This window comes from Streptococcus caballi DSM 19004 (assembly GCF_000379985.1).
Lineage (GTDB): Bacteria > Bacillota > Bacilli > Lactobacillales > Streptococcaceae > Streptococcus > Streptococcus caballi.
Genome location: NZ_KB904062.1, coordinates 202,895 through 222,210 on the forward strand (window position 1 = coordinate 202,895; position 19,316 = coordinate 222,210).

The following is a 19,316-nucleotide window of genomic DNA, read 5'->3' on the forward strand; positions in this document are numbered from 1 at the left end:
ATTTATTCTCCTGATCGTAACTGTTTAAGTTCTTTGTTCAAGGCCTGATCTTGACCATTTTCAAAAATGTAATCAATGAGGTCATTTTTAGATAAAACTTTGTTCAAAAATGTTTTATCCAAGGCAGTCAATAAATCTACCACGCTTTTCTTGGCAACTGCATTAAAGAGCTGGACGCGTTTGGTCTCTTTTATTTTACGTTTAGCAACCTCTGCTGGGTAACCAATGCCAAATTCCCCATCAAATAACTTTTCAATACTGTATTCTAAATTGAGTTCCCCCAACCAGCCATATCCTAATCCCAAAGAAAAAGACACAGCATTTCCATCATTAATACGTCCAAATAGAAAGGCATCTTGTGGATTTTGAACAAAGCCACAGATCACATTTGGCAAGGCATTACAGGCTAGAGCCATACCTTGTCCAGATGAACAGCCTGTAATCACAAAATCCACAGCTTGACTTGACAACAAAAAGGAAATCATCAAGGCAACCTCTGTGTAAGAATAGTTTTCTTCCTCTTCAAAAGCACCAAAGTTGACCACCTCATGTCCCAAAGGTTCCACAACCTTTTTAGTTATTCTGACCAGAGTTTCATTTTTGTCAATTTGAGTTGAGCCTTGAATAATAGCTATTTTCATATTTTTTTCTCGTCCACTATCTCAATCACTTTATACAAATCTGCTTCATTGATTTGGTAAGGGGCTTGTTGTCTGACAATTGGCTTGGCACAAAAGGCGATGCCTATGCCTGCTGTTTGTATCATGGGTAGGTCATTAGCGCCATCACCCATGGCGATGGTTTGGTCCAGCGTCAGCCCGTTTTCTGCTGCCCATTCTTGGAGCTTGGCTTTCTTGACCTCTTTGGTCACTACTTCTCCCAGCACGCGCCCTGTCAGCACTCCGTCAATCACCTCTAAACGATTAGCTTGCACGTAGTCCAGCTGCAAACGCTCTGCCAATTTATCCACTGTCTCGTGGAAACCGCCAGAGACCACACCTACCTTGAAGCCACGACGATGCAACTCGTCTACCAGTTCCTTAGCCCCCTGTGTAAAATGTATACACTCCAGAACCTTGTCAAAGATGCTTTCAGGAAGTCCTTTGAGCAGACCGACGCGTTCATCCAGCGCCTGCCTAAAATCCAACTCGCCCCGCATGGCACGCTCAGTGATGTTCGCAACCTGTGAACCGACACCAGCTTCCTCGCCCAGTAAATCAATTCCTTCTTCTTGGATGAGAGTTGAGTCCACATCCATAACTAAAAGTCCTTTAATCTCTGCCATTTCTCACCTCAATTGCCTTAGCATGAGCCTGCAGACCTTCCGCATAAGCCAAGGTGGTAATGTCATGTTCAGCCTTGTTAACCGCCGCCTTGCTATATTGTGTGTACTGGATTCGCTTGACAAAGTCGTGAACTCCTAGCGCAGATGAAAAACGGCTGGTTGCTGTTGTGGGAAGAACATGGTTAGCGCCAGCATAGTAGTCCCCGATTGGTTCACTGGTATAGTGGCCGAGAAAGATAGAACCTGCATTTTGCACTTTGTCCAGATAGTCATAAGCATTTTCCATAGCAATTTCCAAGTGCTCTGGAGCCACCTGATTCATAAGGTCAAACATACTGTCTGCATCTGGTGCAATGATGATACGGCCATTATTTTCCACTGAAGCACGTGCGATTTCCTGACGTGGCAATTCTAAAAGTTGTTTTTCTATTTCGACTTCCACGGCGTCAGCCAATTTCTTCGAATCTGTCACCAAGATAGCACGAGCAAGCTTGTCATGTTCAGCTTGAGATAACAAATCAGCTGCAACGTATTTGGGAATGGCCGTACTGTCAGCGATGACGCCGATTTCAGACGGTCCTGCAATCATATCAATTCCGACCAGACCAAAGACCTGTTTCTTAGCTGTTGCAACAAAAATATTGCCTGGTCCTGTAATCTTATCCACCTGAGGAATACTTTCTGTACCATAAGCCAAAGCTGCAACACCTTGCGCACCGCCGACTTGGTAAATCTTATCCACACCCGCTAACTTGGCTGCCACCAAAATAGCAGGAACAAAATGCTCTTGTGGCGGTGTAATCATGATGATTTCCTTGACACCTGCAATCTTAGCTGGAATGACATTCATGAGAACAGACGACGGATAAGCCGCTGTCCCGCCTGGAACATAAACTCCAACCCGCTCAATAGGACGAATAATCTGACCGCGAATAACTCCGTCTGACGGCTGATCTTCAAAGCCTGTCTCCAACTGCTGACGGTGATAACTTTCAATATTAGCCTTTGCATTCTCAAGCGCGGTCAAAACCTCCTTGTCCACCTCTGCAAATGCTTGGTCAATCAAGTTCTGTCCCACTTCAAAATCTGTTAGTTCAATCTTATCAAATTTAGCTGAATAGTCACGAAGAGCTTCATCTCCGCGCTTTTTAACATCCTCTACGATAGTTCGAACAGTATCCTCAACATCTAGATTCTGACGGCTGAGTTCCAGCTGCTCCTGATACAAAATCTTTGAAATTTCTTCATTACTTCCGGTTAAACGTTTCATTTAAAAGCAACCTCCTCATTTCCGACAATAGATTCAATTTTTTCAATAAAAGGCATGAGCTCAGGATTATTTTTCAGCGCAGCCTTATTGACAATCAGTCGAGCTGATATGCGGCAAATATCCTCGTAAACCTTGAGTCCGTTGGCCACCAAAGTAGATCCAGTCTCAACGATATCCACAATAGCATCTGCTAGGCCAATGACTGGCGCAATTTCTACACTACCTTGGATAGAGATAATTTCCACATCTTCTCCCTTTCTATTGAAGTGTTCCTTGGCTACCGTCGGGTATTTGGTAGCAATACGCTTGCGCTTATGGTCATGTGGCTGGTAGACATCAGTTGATGCCACTGAAAATTTGCAAAGCCCAAAATTGAGGTCCAACATTTCTAGATAACCCAATGGGTGTTCCATGAGAACATCCTTGCCAACCACTCCTAAATCTGCCACCCCATGACGGACATAAGTTGTCACATCTGGTGCCTTGACTAAAAGAAAACGAAACATCTTATCAGGGCTTTCAAAAATAAGATTACGCCCTTTGTCTTCCATAAAAGACATGTCAAAACCAGCTTTCTCAAGCAGCTCAACCGTTGATTTTTCAATGCGACCCTTGGTTAGAGCAATGGTAATCTGATTAGACATTGGCAATTCCTCCTTCATAATGCAAATCGTCATGAATGGCTTGGTAAATAGAATCCACATCAATTGCCCAGCCAACTGCGCTCAGTTCAGTAGCACCGAAACGTTCAAAGAGCTTGTCATAGCGACCACCAGACACGAAGGCATCGGGCACCTTTTCACCAAATACTTTAAACATAATTCCCGTGTAGTAAGGCATTTGTGATAACTGGCCCAAATCAAGTGTCACTTTTCCTAAACTGATTTCAAGAGAAGTAGTCAACTCTTCAATATCATCAAGCGCTGACAAAATCCCCTCATGAGAAACCAGTTGACGGGCCTTGCTAATAACCTCATCACTTTCCCCAAAAAGATACGGCAGGTTCTTAATAAAGACATCAAATGCACTGGGATGTGCCTTGGTAAATTCATTGAGTCCTGTAATATTTTTATCTCGAATAGCTGTTGATAAGCGGATAGCGCTGTCCTTGTCTAGCTCTAATTCTTCAAAAACCTGCTGTAAAATGGCTGCATGAGAAAATTCAAACTGATAAGATTTGACTTTGGCAACATCCAAGGCTTCCTTGGCAGCTAGAATTGCTTCGCTAAGTGCTTCCTTAACCGGATAACCTACAATTTCAATACCAGCCTGTGTATGCTCATTAGCCAGACCACGCATTTCTTCATTGTAATTAAAAACCTTGCCAGAATAAGAAAATTTAATCGGTGTGTTGACCCGAGTAGAAGCAATAACGCGTCCAATCTGGCTGGTAATATCAGGTCGTAAACTAAGCAGATCTCCCTGTTTGTCAAATAAATTGTAAGTATTGGAGCTAACCGAATCATTAAAGACCTCAAAATGTTCCAAAGTTGGTGTCTCAATCCGATTAAAGCCCTTAGCAATCAGCAAGTCGCTGATATTGTGCTCAATTTCATACATGGCACGCGCTCGCTTAAAAAGCTTGTCATGCATACCTGTCGGTAATGTTGTCTTCTTCATGGCAATAACTCCTGTATGGTCGTAATGACCTTCTCCATCTCTTCTTGTTTACCAATGGAAATCCGTAAATAATCCTTGATGCGCTCTACTTTTGGAAAATAGCGAACGTAGATCTGCTTACTTTGCAAATAATTAAACAAATCTTCAGCACTTATTCCTGCTGGTCTGGTCAAGATAAAATTGGCTGTGCTTGGCAAAACTTGAAATCCAATTGCTTTTAATTCATCGCTAAACCAATCTCTGCTCTCCATAATTTTCTGACATGTATTGTCATAATAATCCCAGGATTCCACTGCTGCTATCGCTAAACATTCAGCAATGCTGTCTACATTATAAGGGTTAACTGAATTTTTAACAGCATTGATAACTGCCATAAGCTTAGGACTTCCGATACCATAGCCTACACGTAAGCCAGCCAGAGAAGCATCCTTGGAAAAGGTTCGTGTAATGAAAAGATTATCATATTTTTTTAGCAAAGGCAGGGCCGTCTGTCCACCAAAATTGATATAAGCTTCATCCACAATAACTACCACATCTTGGTTAGCTTGGATGATTTTTTCAATTTCATCTAAAGGCTTGAAAATACCTGTCGGAGCGTTGGGATTGGCAAGGACAATGCCGCCATTATCCGCAAAATAGTCTGCAACTTCAACTTCAAACTTTTCATTGAGCGGCATTTCATGATACTGAATATGATAAAGCTCCGCCCAGACCTTGTAAAAACCATAGGTTAAGTCTGGGAAAAGAACAGGTTCAGCAGAATTAAAGAAAGACAGAAAAGCCATTGATAAAATGTCATCAGAGCCATTTCCTACAATAATTTGATTAGGATCCACCCCTAATTGTTTCCCCAAAGCTATCCTCAAATTTTCTTGATCCAAGGTTGAATATTTTCTCAAATCATGGACATCAAAATGAGTAAGTGCTTGACCAACCTTCGGACTTGGTCCATAGGCATTTTCATTAGTATTTAATTTGATGATATTCTTTTCCTTAGGCTGGCTACCAGCCACATAAGGTTCAATGTCACGTAAACCTTTGATCTTTGTCATAATGATTCCTTTCTTTATTGAGAAACAAAAAGTCCTTGCAAAAAAACTTGCAAGGACGCTTGAGGCGTGGTTCCACCTTAATTCAGTAAATAGTCACCCATTTACTCTCACGAAGTCAGTATAAGACTCCCAGCCTTTAACGGAACAACCCGTCACACACTACACTCTCGCGATTTCGCATGTACACTCAAGAATGTGTCGTCTAAGTATTGCATGCCTTCTCACCTATGGGCACTCTCTGTCTGTTGTCTTAGACTTTTTCTCTCAACGATTTCATATTTAGGAATATTTTACATGAAAATTCAGAAAATTGCAAGCGATAATCTCAATTTTATATTTATTCACAAAAAAACTTAAACCATAACTTGGTTTAAGTCCTATTTATTATAAATCGTTTGTTAGAAACGGATCGGTTCACGCGTTTTTTCGTATGACGAAACAAACCGATCTGTCACGCCTGGTTCAACAGTTTCAAGCGCGTATGAAATTTCATCAAAGGAAGCTTTATAATTATACTCAACTTCAAATAAACGCAAAGCTAATTCAAAGCTTGTTTGAACGCCTGGCTCAAAGCTACGATAACGATTTGAATACTGCAACAATTGTTCGGTCAACTCTGCATCTTGAACAACTTGGTAAGTTGTTTCTTCCAAATTAGCAATAGCAGCTGTAGCCACTTCTGTCAAACGAGAAACAGCTTCAATATTGATTCGCCCTCGACTCAATTCATCCATAAGAAGCTCCAATTGGGAACTTGTCGTAAAGAAAGTGCTTAGGAAATCTTGTGGAATGCCTGGAAGATTACGTTTTTCCATATAACGCTTAATCATATGCAATTTGTTAACATAATCATCCAATTTAGCACGCGCTGTCGATTCAATCTTTTCAATATCTTTGACCGTTTCAAAGACTTCCAGCTGACCTTTTTCAACCTCTCCTAAATCTTTGACCGTTTTGTCAAAAATAATTTGCAATTCTGAAAATGCTTTCTCTTGATTATCAAAATCAGTAATCATTGGCAGAATATTTTCTTCAATTTCATCCAATTTCTTTGCAAATGAACGAACGCTCAACCCTTCATTTTCACCTAAAATATACTTATGTGACAAACGATTGATTTCTGACAAAAGCTGTTGGTTGTTGGCTTTAGCATGCTCCAAATATTTTGGAATAATTTTCTTATTCTTGATGACAAGCTTGTGAGCTGCAATCTCACGTTCAAACAATTCATACAAGAGATCGATTTTTTCTTGAATATGCTCATTTTCATCACGAGCACGGTCTAAATCCAAACTAATCAATTCAGAAGAATTACCACGAATAGCATCACGAATATCTTGGAAACGTTTCTCAATATTCTTTTCAACAAAGTGATAGTTTTCTTCTAGCAGACGGCGGTAACCTGATTCTAAGTCATCTAGTTGATCTGGAAAATCATCTTCTAGCTTAGCAACGATAGCAGGAATTTGCTCAGTAATTTGGCCAAGAGCAATCGTATGTTCCTCTGCCTTATCTAATACTTCAGCCGCCTCAACTGGATCACCGGTCGAATTAAGAGTCACAAATTGAGAAAATTCAGCTTCAATGTTTTCCAATTGCTTGCTGATTTCTGACATGGTCGTTCCAAAATTATCTTCCTTCTCAGAAATAGAAGCTTGAAGATGCTCATATAAATCTAAGGCATGGCTAACACGAGCACTGTTTTTTTCTTCCTGAACTTTGAGGACGGAAAGCGCATCGCGAATTGATTTGATATCTTCCTCAACCAGATTTAGCTGACTTTCAACACTATCAATCTCATGTTTGGCACGGATAAAATTGAAGGAGTCATTAAGATTTTCAGCCTCAAAAATATGATTTTCAATATCAGAAAATGAGTTTAGTGTCAAATCTACCCATTTTTGATTCCATTCACGAAAAGTATTTTGACTTTGCCCAATCAAATGCAGATTTTTAACAGCTTCAATTTCATCATTGACTGGCAAATCAAACAGTTTTTGCTTTCGCTCCTCCAACTGTGTAATCAACGAGTCATTTCTCTTTCGTACAATAACGCCAACTAAATAAGCAATAATCACGATAAGGACTATCGCCACAAGCAGCAGGATAATTCCGCTTGACATCTTAAACTCCTTCAAATATTTTTCGTAAAATACTCTGTAACTATAAGAGTATACCATACTTCTACGCTATTTTCAAAAAAATCCTTATTAAATATCAAGCGTACTATAAACGGCATTTTCTTCGATAAACTCGCGACGAGGTTCTACGCGATCTCCCATGAGCATATCAAAAATCTTGTCAGCTTCAGCAGCATCATCTACAGAAACTCGAGCCATCAAACGATTTTCAGGATCCATGGTTGTTTCCCATAATTGGTGGTCATCCATTTCTCCCAAACCTTTGTAACGCTGAACAGTTGGTTTGGAACGCCCCTCACTATAACGTTCCAAAGCCAAGCGCAACTCTTCTTCTTGATTATTTCCTGGTTGAATATATTCCTTGATTTCAGAACCAACCTTAACACCGTAAATTGGTGGTTGCGCAATGTAAACATAGCCTGCTTCCAGAACAGGGCGCATAAATCGATAGAGCAAGGTTAGCAAGAGGGTGCGAATATGGGCTCCATCGACATCAGCATCGGTCATGATGACCAATTTTTGATAGCGGGCTTTAGTAACATCAAAATCAGCACCAAAACCTGTTCCCATAGCTGTGAAGAGACTGCGAATTTCTTCGTTAGCAAGAATTTTATCCATGCTGGCTTTTTCAACGTTAAGGATTTTACCACGAATTGGTAGAATAGCTTGATATTCACGGTTACGCCCTGACTTAGCGGAGCCTCCAGCAGAATCTCCTTCAACGATGAAAAGCTCATTCATTTCAGCATTATTCGATGAACAGTCAGCCAACTTACCAGGGAGGTTTGAGATTTCAAGACCTGATTTTTTACGGGTTACTTCACGCGCACGCTTAGCAGCAATACGCGCTTTTGATGCTAGAATGCCTTTTTCCACAATTTTCTTAGCAATTTGTGGATTTTCCAAAAGGAAACGGCTGAAGGCTTCACTGAAAAGACGATTAGTAATTTTCACCACTTCTGAATTGCCCAACTTAGTCTTGGTCTGTCCTTCAAACTGAGGATTTGGGTGTTTAACGGAGATAACCGCCGTCAAGCCTTCACGGACATCCTCACCAGATAAGTTGTCGTCATTTCCCTTAAGAATTTTATTTTTCTTAGCATAATCATTGATAACCCGGGTCAATGCGGTACGGAAACCTTGCTCGTGCGTTCCACCTTCATGGGTATGAATGTTATTGGCAAAAGACATGACTGTTTCATGGTAGCCAGTTGTGTACTGCATAGCAACTTCAACAGAGATGCCGTCCATTTCACCTTCTGTGTAGATAGGTTGATCAAAGATGGATTCTTTGTTTTCATTGATAAATTGGACGTACTCTGCAATACCGCCTTCATAATGGAATTGTTTGCTCTGTTCCAAACCTGAACGTCTATCCGTAATCGAAATACGCAAGCCACGGTTAAGAAAGGCCAATTCTTGAATACGTTTGGCTAATTTATCAAAATCAAATTCAGTTGTTTCAGTAAAGATTTTTGGGTCTGGTGTGAAGTGAACTGTTGTTCCGTGACGGTCTGTATCTCCGATAACAGTCAAATCGTCAACGACCACACCGCGACGGTATTCTTGATAATGGATTTTTCCATTTTTATGGACACGCACATCTAACTGAGTTGACAAGGCATTAACAACAGAGGAGCCTACACCGTGCAGACCACCTGAAACCTTGTAGCCACCTCCGCCAAATTTACCACCGGCATGAAGCACTGTAAAAACTGTTTCTACCGCTGGACGACCTGTTTTTTTCTGAATATCAACTGGAATACCGCGTCCATCATCAATAACTGTAATTGAATTATCTTCTTCAATAAAAACCTCAATGTGAGTCGCAAAACCTGCTAAGGCTTCATCAATAGAATTATCCACGATTTCCCAAACAAGGTGGTGCAAACCTTCTTTTGAAGTTGATCCGATATACATTCCTGGACGCATACGAACGGCTTCCAAACCTTCTAAAACTTGAATTTGACTGGCATCGTACTCCTGTGCCAATTCTTCCATATTTTTATCTTCTTCTACCATTATTTTACTATCTCCAATAAGGATTTTTTTCCATCAATAAGCAAACTGTCCAGCCCGGCAGCCTGACCAGCCTGACAATCAATATCACGATCACCAATAACCAAACCACTGACAATATGGTATTTTTCTTTTAAATACAGCATACTTTCAGGATTAGGCTTACGAGCAAAGCCATTAGCCGATGTCACTACTTCAGTAAAATAACCGGCAATACCTGTTTTTTCAATCAAGGAAAACACTTGAGCATCTCTGTGAGAAACCAAAAAGTTTCGGCCTCCCTGAGCAACTATTTTAGCCAAAATCTCCTGAGCTCCCTCCATCAAAATGGGATACTCCAGCAGTTTAGCCTCATTTTTCTTATAACTGGTCAAAAAAGTCGGTTGGTTGGGAATAAAATAAGCAATTGCAACAGCCGTTGAGTCTTTTAATTTCTCGTAAACACTATCATGCTCAGCTGAGATGCCAAAAGATGCTAAGGTTGTTACAAATGCTTGGGTTGACAATTCATAATTATCCAGTAAGGTGCCACCCAAATCCCAAATATAGTCATGATAATTCATACTCTCAATTATAGCACATTTCTGCAAATTTTTATAGCATCAAAACGTCCTATGCCTGTATTTTAAAAGTAAAAAAGAACTGCTGGTGAACCGCACCCCAAAAGTTAGACAGAAAAAATCTAACTTTTGGGGTGTTATTTTTATGAAATTGAGCTATGAAGATAAAATCAAGATTTATGAACTACGTCAAAGTGGTCAGTCTATCAAGTCCTTGTCAAAACAGTTTAATATTGCAGAATCTGTTATCCAATATATGCTTCGACTGATCGATAGGTATGGAATAAACATTGTCAAGAAAGGAAAGAACACCTATTATTCTCCAAAACTCAAGCAGGAAATGATTGACAAAGTACTTCTTGATAAGCAGTCAGCTCTCTCCGTCTCACTTGCCTATACCTTGCCAAATCGTGGAACTCTTCCAAACTGGATAGCACAATACAAGAAAAACGGGTATACTATTGTTGAGAAAACAAGAGGGAGGCCACCAAAAATGGGGCGTCAACCAAAGAAGACCTGAGAAGAGATGACGGAGTTGGGGAGACTTCAGGAGGAAAATGAACGCTTACGCACTGAGGTAGCTTACCTAAAAAAGTTGAAAGAGCTTCGTTTAAGGGACGAAGCCTTAGCGCGCGAAAGGCTCAAATCGTTAGAGAATTGGCTGATAGAGGATTCCGACTAGACCTCCTTCTAGTAATAGCTAAGTTAGCTCGTGCCACCTACTATTACCAGCTCAAACAACTGGCTAAAGAGGACAAAGACAAAGCACTAAAAGCGGATATCCAAGCTATCTTTGGGGAACACAAGGGCAATTATGGCTATCGAAGAGTTTACCTGGAGTTGCGCAACCGTGGCTATGTTATCAATCATAAAAAGGTGCAGCGCCTGATGCAGTTGCTAGGCTTGTCAGCTCGCATCCGTAAGCGTAAGAAATACAAGTCCTATAAAGGGGACGTGGGCAAGAAAGCTCCTAATCTGATTAACAGCAGCTTCGAGGGGGCGAAACCTTTTGAGAAGTGCTATACAGATGTGACGGAGTTCGCTCTGCCAAATGGCTCTGAAAAACTCTATCTGTCGCCTGTTCTGGATGGCTATAATAGCGAAATTATTGATTTTACCTTGTCCCGCTCTCCCAACCTCATGCAGGTCAAGTCCATGCTTGAGAAGTCCTTTCCTGAAGCAGCTTACCCAAATACCATCCTCCATAGTGACCAAGGTTGGCAGTACCAGCATGAGGCCTACCATCATTTTCTTGACAGCAAAGGCATACGTCCATCTATGTCTAGAAAAGGGACAAGCACGGATAACGGCATGATGGAATCCTTCTTTGGTATCTTGAAAACAGAGATGTTTTATGGCTTTGAGAAGACTTTCAAGTCTCTGGATCAACTAGAGCAAGCTATCACTGATTATATTTTTTACTACAACAATAAACGCATTAAAGCAAAACTAAAAGGACTTAGTCCTGTTCAATACAGAACTAAATCCTTTCACTAATATTTTTGGTCTAACTTTTCGGGGTCAGTACATCCAGCAGTTCTTTTATCTATTAGTTATACTTGCGGCGGCGACTCATTTTGGCGTTTATCTTTAGCTCATTAGCCTTTTCACGTTGGTAAGCCATGGATAATATCAAGCCCACACCTATCAAGTTAGAAATCAAGGAACTACCACCCTTGGAAATAAAAGGCAAGGGGATGCCAGTCAACGGTAAAATTCCTATAGCCGCACCGATATTTTCAAAAATATGAAAGAGGATCATCATGATAAAGCCTATTGAAATAAAGGTATAAAAACGATTATTGAACAGAAAAGTCACGCGCAACATACGGTAGATTAAAAGCAAATACAGCATCAAAATTGCTGCGCTACCAATAAAACCGAAATTTTCAGCAATGACAGTGAAAATCATGTCACTTTCTCTGACCGGAACTGACAAATCCAATTGATTAAAACCTTTCCCTGTCAAGCCACCTGTCCCAATCGAAATCATGCCCTGCGTCTGCTGGTAAGCGATCGTTTTGGCATAACTAAAAGGATCTAGCCAAGCAGCAATCCGGTTAATCTGATAAGTATCCATTCCAAGCTGATGGAGGAAAGTCTTCCCCTGATCGGTAGAAAAGATAAACAGGAAGATTCCTAGACTCAAACCTGCGACCAAGACAACTGGCAAGATAATCCACCAAGAAATTCCCGCAACGACGATCATCCCTGCTAGAATGGCCAGAAAGACCAAAGCCGTTCCCAAATCCTTCTGTAGTCCCAGAAAAAGCATAACAGGCAGCGTTACAAGAAAATACCAACCCAGCAACTTCCAATCATCTTGAAGCATCTCACGATCTTTCCCTTGTTGGAAGGAAACCGTGATTCTAGCCAACATCAAAATATAAGAGATTTTCATAAATTCTGACGGCTGAAAAAGGGTCACTGAACCAATGGTCACCCAGTTTTTGGCGCCTGTCGAAGCAACTAATTCTGGACTGTAAAAAACCAAAGGCAATATCATCAAGGATAGCCCTAATCCATAGAGATAGGGCGTCAATTTCCATAAAAACTCTGTATTGAAAAGCATAACAACAAAGGCAACTATCACTCCCAAAACAATCCAAGCCACCTGCTGTATCATGACAGTGCCCAAACTAGATGCATAATCATGCAAGGTCGCGACATAAAGTGCTGCCAATCCTATCAGGAGTAGAAAAAAAACAGGTAGAATTATTGAATAATCAATCCTGTTATCAATTGAATATCTCTTTTTCGCCATAACATATCCTTTAATTTCTGATAGAAAATATTATACCACGTTTTGACTTGACTGAACCAAAAATAAACAGACTTTATTCTGAAATTGTTTCCAATAATTCCCAATAAATACAAGCTCATGAAAAATAAAAGTACCCCGAAAGGTAGACAAAAAATCTAAGATTTGGGGTGCTTTCTGATGAAAATGACTTGCGAAAACAAGCTAAGAATTCATGATGCTGTAAGCATTCATTCTATCAGTCTTAAGGTATTTTCAACTGTCACGATTTGGAGATGTTATTAGCTAGTAACCAAAAAAAGCCTTGAAAACCAAGGCTCAGAAGCTGTTTACCATGACCCCTGCCGGAATCGAACCAGCAATTACTCCTTAGGAGGGAGTTGTTATATCCATTGAACTAAGGGGTCTTATGAAAAAATCTGCCACGAGGACAGATCCTTTACCGAAATAATCAAATTATTTGCGGATTTCTTTGATACGTGCAGCTTTACCTTGCAAGGCACGCAAGTAGTAAAGTTTAGCACGGCGGACTTTACCGTAGCGAATTACTTCAATCTTATCAACACGTGGAGTGTGGATTGGGAAAGTACGTTCTACACCGATACCGCTTGAAATTTTACGAACTGTGTACATTTCTGAGATCCCTTGACCTTTGCGTGAAATAACCACACCTTCAAAGACCTGAATACGTTCACGAGTACCTTCAACAACTTTCGCGTGAACGCGGACAGTGTCACCAGGGCGGAATGATGGGATGTCAGTACGAAGTTGACCTTCAGTCAAACTTTGGATTAATGGATTCATTTATTTTTCTCCTATCTTACTAATCATAAGGTGCTTGTCCCAGCGGATTAGCGGTTATTTTCGTGTGTCCATTACACACTTTTAACATTTTATCAAAAATGGCTGGCGCTGTAAAGTCAAAGCTAACAATATTTTCAATTTTCGCGGATTTTTTGCCCTGCATAGATAGAAGCTCTGCAATTAACCAAATAAGCAAAAACCACCGCTATGAAAAAGTAAGGGGTGTTGGCAAAGCCGAAGACCTCTCCTCCGATGAAAATAGGGGCTAGGAGGGTGTTGGTCGCCGCACCAAAGACACTGATGTAGCCCGCTGCAGCCACCAGCTCTGCTGGTAAACCAAAATAGCCTGCCAAGAAGGCTCCCAGAGACGCCCCAGTAGCAAAGAGTGGCGTTACCTCACCGCCTTGGAAGCCTAGACAAAGTGTCAGAACAGTCAAAATCAGTTTAAAAAGCCAATCGTAAGCAAAAATAGGCTGTCCGCCAAAAGCCGCATCAATCAGGTTAGTTCCCAAACCAGAATAACGCCCTTTAAAGAGCAGGAAGAAAATCGCGCTTAAAACAAGACTTCCTGCCAAAATACGGTAGTAGGGATTTTTGACCAGTGTGGCCTTTTGTTTGGCATAGGCCAAAAAAGAAGCAAAGAGTGACCCGACCAGACCAAAAATCAAACCCAGCACTGCCATTTTGGAAAAAGTCACAGCATCCATAGTGAGATATGTCGAGACAAGGTAGGAGAATTTTTCCAGTCCCAAGGCGTGCGAGGTCCAGCTAGCAACAAAGGAAGCTAGCACCGCAGGCAGCAGAGCTACTAGATTTAGATTGCCTAGAACAAGGACTTCAAGAGCAAAGAATACAGCTGCTATGGGTGTTTGAAATAGTCCTGCAAAACCAGCTGCCATCCCTGTCAGCAAGAAAATCTGGGATTTATTGGGCACCTTGATATAGCGACTGAGATGATGAGAAAGGGCAGCACCTAGCTGAACCGCAACACCTTCTCTGCCAGCACTACCACCAAATAAATGAGTCAACCAGGTTGTCAGGGTTACCAGCGGAATGAGGCGCAGAGGAATCTCGTCATCTTCCTCATGACCAACCTTGAAGACCAAGCCCATGCCTTGACTGGCCTTCCCACCAAATCGCTGATAAAGATAAACAATCACCAAACCGGCTAGCCCCAAAAAAGGAATCAGGTAAGGAAAATACTGACTTCTCACATCTCCCAGCCACAAAAGTGTCCGACCAAAAATGGTATCAACGACCCCGACAGCCAGCCCTACCAAGATAGCTGAGAAAACCAGCTGTACATAAACAAGAGAAGAGGGTCTTGTGCTCTCTTTAATATTTTTTAAATTCATGCCGGCACTCTCTCTCAATTCAACTTGGACTGCTGGTAATCACGGGAGTTCTTCATGATGTCCGCAAAGGTGTTGACAATGGTATCTTCAAAGTCTTTGTTGACAACGCGGCTGGCAACTTTTGCCAGCACTGCTTCTTCACGCGCCGTATCTAAGATCGGTTTTCCCGTTTCTTTCTTAAAGGCCGTGACCCGAGTAACCAAGTCCATGCGTTTTTCCAGCAGCGCCACCAATTCTTTATCCAAGGCATCAATATCCTGACGAATGAGGTTTAAATCCATCTTTATTCTATTCCTTTTTTCTTTTTTTGAACAGCATCACAAGTAGATAGGCTAGTACAACAATACTTAACAAGATCAAGAGACGCTTAACATTTCCAGCGATAATAGCATCGCCGCCTAGGGCATAGATGAGGCTGGTCGGTAAAACGCCTAGGCTGGCACAAATCAGCCAGTTGCGCCAAGGAATTTTCATCTCAGCAATAGCATAGTTGAGCACAACCGTCGGAAAAATGGGAAGCATATAACCAAAGATCAGACCCAAATCCCGATTTTGGTAGCTCCGCAATTCATCCAAGTGTCCCTTAAGCTTACTGTCGTGATCACCCATGTCAATTCTTTCAATAACCTTGATAAAAAGAAAATTACCTAAGACATTGCTGGTCAAATTCATCAAGAAACCTATCAAGGGACCGTAAACCACTCCATTAAAAACAGCAAAAGGAGCATTGGACATAAAGGGCACCGCGGCCATAGAGGACGTTAAGAGCATCAAAATCAAAAAATTCAGTGGTGTCCGTTTTCTCAGCTGACCAGTCACATCTACTAGTTTCTTTTCAGATTCCAGTAAATCTCCAATCAATTCCCGATGGCTGTGCAGATAAATGCCTATTGAAAGGACAAGCACCAACAGGCCCAATCCTACCAAAATTTTGCGCAAGTCTCTATACCTAAGATGTCGTTTTTTCATACTCCTACATTATAAAGAAATCTACGACGCTTTTCAAGGCGGATAATATCTGACATCAGACGATGGAGCCTTCCATACTCACATTGATGAGAGCATTCATTTCAACCGCATACTCCATTGGTAATTCCTTGGTGATGGGCTCCATGAATCCATTGACAATCATGGCTGTGGCCTCTTCCTCTGCAATACCTCGGCTCATCATGTAGTAAAGCTGGTCTTCAGACGCCTTAGAAACCTTGACTTCATGTTCCAGCAACACATAAGAATTATGGATTTCATTGAAAGGAATAGTGTCTGAGCTGGATAAGTCATCCATGAGGATGGTATCGCACGCGATATGAGACTTGGGAATTCTTGCCGAATTTAACTTGACCACGATAATCAGTCTTACCACCATCCTTGGCAACTGACTTAAAAATCAAGGCTGATAAGGTATAGGGAGCATTATGGAAGACCTTGCAGCCCATCTTGACTATAGTTAGCAAAAGCCATGAAGAGAACAGTTGGGCGGGCGAGAGCTCCACGTAAAATAGAACAAGGGTATTTCTTCATATTGGCCTTGCTGCCCAGATTCCCATCAATCCACTCTAACGTGCCATTCTCATCCACCACACCGTGCTCGGTCACAAGATTATAAACATTATCAGACCAATTTTGCATGGTTGTATAGAGGAAATAAGCATCGCGTTTGACAAAAATCTCTACGGTCGCTACGGGCAGGCTGTTGGAAGAGTAGCTAGGTGCTGTACAAGCCCCTTCAATGTACTGGATGGAGAATCCTTCGTCCACTATAATCAAGCTGCGTTCAAACTGTCCAGCGTTTTCACCATTGATGCGGAAGTAAGTTTGCACAAGAATATCACAATGCACCACCTTAGGTACATAGATAAAGGTGCCGCCAGACTAAACGGCTCCGTTGAGCACCGCAAATTTGCTCTGCGTTAGATACCAGGGTACCGAAGTATTCCTTGACCAGATCAGGGTATTTTTGTATTGCCGTATCAGTGTCAGTAAAGACGATGCCTTGTTTTTGAAATTCCTTCTTCATCTTGTGGCAGACTACTTCAGCTTCGTACTGAGCAACAGCTTCCGACAGGTAATGACGCTCTGCCTCTGGAATTTCCAAACATTCTAAGGTTGCCTTGATACTGTCTGGCACATCATCCCAGCTCCGCACCTTATCCCCTGCATAGCGTTAGTAATAAATGACATCATCAAAATTGATGCCCGACAAATCCGATCCCCAATCAGGGAAGGGGGGTTGTGGAAAAGTTCCAGTGAGTGCAGGCGATAATCCAACATCCACTGTGGCTCATTTTTAACCTCAGAAATCTTGCGGACAATCTCCTCAGTCTGTGCCCCTTACCCGTCGTGTATAAAGGCTTGACATCATCGTGAAAACCAAAATCGTAATCTCTATTGCAACCATATTTCACCTCTTTCTAGGCATTGGATCTGATTAACTCTCAGAATGTCGCTGGCAGAAGTTTATGCTAATTAATCTTGTCTCACAAACCAAAATCTTTATAGAGTCATGTCGTCAGTCCTATGATACTCCTTTTAGCGTCTTTTTCACTTATCAAGACTAGAAAAAAGAGTGGCCACTACCACTCTCCTTCTACTTTGATTATCCGACTTTCGCTGAGATTTGTTCAGCAAAGTTTTCAAGATTTTCAATGTCTTCATCTTCTGCTGCCAAGTCAACCTTGACCGAATCAGCACCCTTGGTAGCCCCTGTCAAAGCAAATTGGTTCTCAAACTCATCAACTGATTGGCAAAAATAATCATAGAAAGTATCGCCTGAACCAACGACACCATAGATTTTTCCTGACAAGTTCACATCAGCCAAGTCTTCATAGAAATCAACGATTTCATCAGGCAACTCCCCATCACCATAAGTGTAGGTCGCTACAATAGCAACATCAGCATCCTCAAAATCAGCTGCATCCACCGTCGTACACTCGTCAATATCTACTGTGTGGCCTAATTCTTCTAACTTATTTCCAACAATATCAGCAATCTCTTCAGTATTCCCTGTCATGCTGGCATAGACAATCTTCACTAAAGCCATAATATCCTCCAAAGATAAATTACTATTATTTTACCACATTTTTACAGGAATGGTGCATATAATTTGTCAATTTGGGACAATAGCTGCGCTTTTTGAGACTCGCTAGTGAAGGAAGCACGAATGGCATTTTGATTATAGGCCAAAAACTCAGCTACGCTTGTATCAAAATAATCCACAAAGTGTCCGTATTCCTTGGTCAAATTCGTGTCAGATACCGTTCTGTTGTCCGTATTTATGGTGATGTTGACACCAGCTTCTTTTAATTCCAGATAGGGAAAGTCTGCTAGACTTGGGGCTGCCTTGGTTTGTAGATTACTAGTCAGACAGAGCTCGGCTGTCGCACCTTGTTTGACAAATTCTTTGATAAGATCAGGTTGATTATGGATGGCTGTGACGTGCCCCAAACGCTTGATGCCCATAGCAAGAGTATCTGCGATATGGTTTGAGCAGCCGCACTCACCAGCATGGAGGGTCATGGGATAGCCAGTCGCCTGAACTTGTTCAATCAGCTCAGCTATTGCCGCAGGCGGAAAACCATGCTCGTCACCCGCAAAGTCAAAGCCTACCAGACCTTGAGGCGCTAGGTCAGCAACATGTGACAAGATGTCTCGAGTTACCGCAGGATCAGACTGACGCATGCCACAGACTAGAAGCTTAGCCACAAGACCAAAGTCTGCTTCTGCCTGCTGCAAGCCAGCGAGAACGGCCTCAACTGTCTCTGTCGCAGTCAAAGCCCCGTCCATGGAAAGTTCGGGCGCAAAGCGAATCTCCGTGTAGATCACTTCCTCGGCCGCAGCCTGAGATGCCACATCATAGGCAGCTAAAGTCAAGGCTTCCTTGGTCTGCAAGAGCGGGCGGACAAAGTCAAAGGTCTTGAGATAATCCATAAGGTTTTCGACATGGTCAGGGGCGGTAACGATTGCTTTCAGCTCCCTATCAGTCTCTGGAAGCGCAATGCCAGCCATATCAGCCAGCTTGCGGATAGCCTCCATAGAAAGCGAACCGTCCAAATGACAATGTAGTTCGGTTTTAGCTAGATTTTTCAACAATGATTTGTCCACAATATTCTCCTTCAAAGTATTTTTACTATCTTAACATAAAATCTCAAGAATTCAAGACAAAATCTTCTAAAAAAACGAACATTAAGCCCAACCTCAACCTTTTCTCCCTTTCATTAAGCGCAGCTGCGCTACTGATAAAACTTTTTAATCGGTAAACCTTTGTATTACCCTCGCCTAATGACTAGTTTACTTGGCAATACCCGTTAGGGAGCTGGGCTAAGTCTGCTTCTGTCTGTCAAATCTTCTGACAATCTGCTAGCAGTTGACTAATGACCGTTAAAAATTTTGAGGGCTTGCCGCAGGTTTGAAAATCATTGTCAGCAGCAAGCGGGACACTGATTAGGCATC

16 protein-coding genes, 1 tRNA gene and 2 pseudogenes are annotated in these 19,316 nt (G+C 41.8%); 1 reads left to right on the forward strand and 18 read right to left on the reverse strand.

Annotation, left to right across the window (positions count from 1 at the left end; all coding sequences use genetic code 11):
• Positions 1 to 2: 2 nt before the first annotated feature.
• The 9 genes from A3GS_RS0100975 to A3GS_RS0101015 form a co-directional block, all read right to left on the reverse strand.
• Positions 3 to 641, reverse strand: coding sequence for an RpiB/LacA/LacB family sugar-phosphate isomerase (locus A3GS_RS0100975; RefSeq protein ID WP_018363563.1), 639 nt, complete (start codon positions 639 to 641; stop codon positions 3 to 5).
• The gene (gene serB, locus A3GS_RS0100980) at positions 638 to 1,285 is read right to left on the reverse strand and encodes a phosphoserine phosphatase SerB (protein ID WP_018363564.1); all 648 of its coding nucleotides are present in this window, start codon (positions 1,283 to 1,285) and stop codon (positions 638 to 640) included. The genes A3GS_RS0100975 and serB overlap by 4 nt, the downstream gene beginning before the upstream one ends.
• The gene (gene hisD / locus A3GS_RS0100985; protein WP_018363565.1) at positions 1,272 to 2,555 is read right to left on the reverse strand and encodes a histidinol dehydrogenase; all 1,284 of its coding nucleotides are present in this window, start codon (positions 2,553 to 2,555) and stop codon (positions 1,272 to 1,274) included. The genes serB and hisD overlap by 14 nt, the downstream gene beginning before the upstream one ends.
• Positions 2,552 to 3,199 carry an ATP phosphoribosyltransferase gene (gene hisG, locus A3GS_RS0100990; protein WP_018363566.1) on the reverse strand — a complete coding sequence of 216 codons (648 nt, stop codon included), beginning with the start codon at positions 3,197 to 3,199 and terminating at the stop codon, positions 2,552 to 2,554. Before hisG ends, hisD begins: the two co-directional genes overlap by 4 nt.
• On the reverse strand, positions 3,192 to 4,175 hold the full coding sequence (locus tag A3GS_RS0100995; protein WP_018363567.1) for an ATP phosphoribosyltransferase regulatory subunit: 984 nt from the start codon (positions 4,173 to 4,175) through the stop codon (positions 3,192 to 3,194). Before A3GS_RS0100995 ends, hisG begins: the two co-directional genes overlap by 8 nt.
• The gene (hisC, locus tag A3GS_RS0101000) at positions 4,172 to 5,227 is read right to left on the reverse strand and encodes a histidinol-phosphate transaminase (RefSeq protein ID WP_018363568.1); all 1,056 of its coding nucleotides are present in this window, start codon (positions 5,225 to 5,227) and stop codon (positions 4,172 to 4,174) included. Before hisC ends, A3GS_RS0100995 begins: the two co-directional genes overlap by 4 nt.
• Before the next feature lie 398 nt (positions 5,228 to 5,625).
• Positions 5,626 to 7,350, reverse strand: coding sequence for a septation ring formation regulator EzrA (ezrA, locus tag A3GS_RS0101005; protein WP_018363569.1), 1,725 nt, complete (start codon positions 7,348 to 7,350; stop codon positions 5,626 to 5,628).
• A gap of 87 nt (positions 7,351 to 7,437) precedes the next feature.
• Positions 7,438 to 9,390 carry a DNA topoisomerase (ATP-hydrolyzing) subunit B gene (gene gyrB / locus A3GS_RS0101010; protein WP_018363570.1) on the reverse strand — a complete coding sequence of 651 codons (1,953 nt, stop codon included), beginning with the start codon at positions 9,388 to 9,390 and terminating at the stop codon, positions 7,438 to 7,440.
• Positions 9,390 to 9,950, reverse strand: coding sequence for an HAD-IA family hydrolase (locus A3GS_RS0101015; protein ID WP_018363571.1), 561 nt, complete (start codon positions 9,948 to 9,950; stop codon positions 9,390 to 9,392). The genes gyrB and A3GS_RS0101015 overlap by 1 nt, the downstream gene beginning before the upstream one ends.
• A gap of 142 nt (positions 9,951 to 10,092) precedes the next feature.
• On the opposite strand from A3GS_RS0101015, the pseudogene A3GS_RS12140 reads away from it, so the two are divergent.
• Positions 10,093 to 11,444: pseudogene (locus A3GS_RS12140) on the forward strand (IS3 family transposase).
• Between the two features lie 52 nt (positions 11,445 to 11,496).
• Here the strand turns inward: A3GS_RS12140 and A3GS_RS0101030 are convergent.
• From A3GS_RS0101030 to add, 9 genes and pseudogenes are all read right to left on the reverse strand, one after another.
• Entirely contained in the window at positions 11,497 to 12,711 is a 1,215-nt protein-coding gene (locus A3GS_RS0101030) for an FtsW/RodA/SpoVE family cell cycle protein (protein ID WP_018363574.1), read from the reverse strand.
• A gap of 332 nt (positions 12,712 to 13,043) precedes the next feature.
• Positions 13,044 to 13,115 (reverse strand) — tRNA-Arg (locus tag A3GS_RS0101035).
• A gap of 49 nt (positions 13,116 to 13,164) precedes the next feature.
• Positions 13,165 to 13,512, reverse strand: a complete 348-nt coding sequence (rplS, locus tag A3GS_RS0101040; RefSeq protein ID WP_018363575.1) for a 50S ribosomal protein L19 — start codon at positions 13,510 to 13,512, stop codon at positions 13,165 to 13,167.
• 134 nt (positions 13,513 to 13,646) lie between these two features.
• A complete protein-coding gene (locus tag A3GS_RS0101045) occupies positions 13,647 to 14,867 on the reverse strand; it encodes a voltage-gated chloride channel family protein (RefSeq protein ID WP_018363576.1) in 1,221 nt (406 codons plus the stop codon).
• 14 nt (positions 14,868 to 14,881) lie between these two features.
• Positions 14,882 to 15,148 (reverse strand): chorismate mutase, encoded by a 267-nt coding sequence (locus tag A3GS_RS0101050; RefSeq protein WP_018363577.1) that lies wholly within the window; start codon positions 15,146 to 15,148, stop codon positions 14,882 to 14,884.
• A 7-nt stretch (positions 15,149 to 15,155) separates the two neighbouring features.
• The gene (locus A3GS_RS0101055) at positions 15,156 to 15,836 is read right to left on the reverse strand and encodes a TVP38/TMEM64 family protein (RefSeq protein WP_018363578.1); all 681 of its coding nucleotides are present in this window, start codon (positions 15,834 to 15,836) and stop codon (positions 15,156 to 15,158) included.
• Positions 15,837 to 15,891: 55 nt separating this feature from the next.
• Positions 15,892 to 17,272, reverse strand: a pseudogene (gene sufB / locus A3GS_RS11260) (Fe-S cluster assembly protein SufB).
• A gap of 191 nt (positions 17,273 to 17,463) precedes the next feature.
• Entirely contained in the window at positions 17,464 to 17,907 is a 444-nt protein-coding gene (locus A3GS_RS0101075; RefSeq protein ID WP_018363579.1) for a flavodoxin, read from the reverse strand.
• Positions 17,908 to 17,948: 41 nt separating this feature from the next.
• A complete protein-coding gene (gene add, locus A3GS_RS0101080; RefSeq protein ID WP_018363580.1) occupies positions 17,949 to 18,968 on the reverse strand; it encodes an adenosine deaminase in 1,020 nt (339 codons plus the stop codon).
• Positions 18,969 to 19,316 lie beyond the last annotated feature (348 nt).

What these genes read in the sequence shown, in the direction of transcription:
- rplS (WP_018363575.1), bottom strand. Translation starts at nt 13,512, where the DNA reads ATGAATCCATTAATCCAAAGTTTGACTGAAGGTCAACTTCGTACTGAC.
- gyrB (WP_018363570.1), bottom strand. Translation starts at nt 9,390, where the DNA reads ATGGTAGAAGAAGATAAAAATATGGAAGAATTGGCACAGGAGTACGAT.
- A3GS_RS0101055 (WP_018363578.1), bottom strand. Translation starts at nt 15,836, where the DNA reads ATGAAAAAACGACATCTTAGGTATAGAGACTTGCGCAAAATTTTGGTA.
- hisG (WP_018363566.1), bottom strand. Translation starts at nt 3,199, where the DNA reads ATGTCTAATCAGATTACCATTGCTCTAACCAAGGGTCGCATTGAAAAA.
- A3GS_RS0101050 (WP_018363577.1), bottom strand. Translation starts at nt 15,148, where the DNA reads ATGGATTTAAACCTCATTCGTCAGGATATTGATGCCTTGGATAAAGAA.
- hisD (WP_018363565.1), bottom strand. Translation starts at nt 2,555, where the DNA reads ATGAAACGTTTAACCGGAAGTAATGAAGAAATTTCAAAGATTTTGTAT.
- hisC (WP_018363568.1), bottom strand. Translation starts at nt 5,227, where the DNA reads ATGACAAAGATCAAAGGTTTACGTGACATTGAACCTTATGTGGCTGGT.
- ezrA (WP_018363569.1), bottom strand. Translation starts at nt 7,350, where the DNA reads ATGTCAAGCGGAATTATCCTGCTGCTTGTGGCGATAGTCCTTATCGTG.
- A3GS_RS0101075 (WP_018363579.1), bottom strand. Translation starts at nt 17,907, where the DNA reads ATGGCTTTAGTGAAGATTGTCTATGCCAGCATGACAGGGAATACTGAA.
- A3GS_RS0100995 (WP_018363567.1), bottom strand. Translation starts at nt 4,175, where the DNA reads ATGAAGAAGACAACATTACCGACAGGTATGCATGACAAGCTTTTTAAG.
- serB (WP_018363564.1), bottom strand. Translation starts at nt 1,285, where the DNA reads ATGGCAGAGATTAAAGGACTTTTAGTTATGGATGTGGACTCAACTCTC.
- A3GS_RS0101045 (WP_018363576.1), bottom strand. Translation starts at nt 14,867, where the DNA reads ATGAATTTAAAAAATATTAAAGAGAGCACAAGACCCTCTTCTCTTGTT.
- A3GS_RS0100975 (WP_018363563.1), bottom strand. Translation starts at nt 641, where the DNA reads ATGAAAATAGCTATTATTCAAGGCTCAACTCAAATTGACAAAAATGAA.
- A3GS_RS0101015 (WP_018363571.1), bottom strand. Translation starts at nt 9,950, where the DNA reads ATGAATTATCATGACTATATTTGGGATTTGGGTGGCACCTTACTGGAT.
- A3GS_RS0101030 (WP_018363574.1), bottom strand. Translation starts at nt 12,711, where the DNA reads ATGGCGAAAAAGAGATATTCAATTGATAACAGGATTGATTATTCAATA.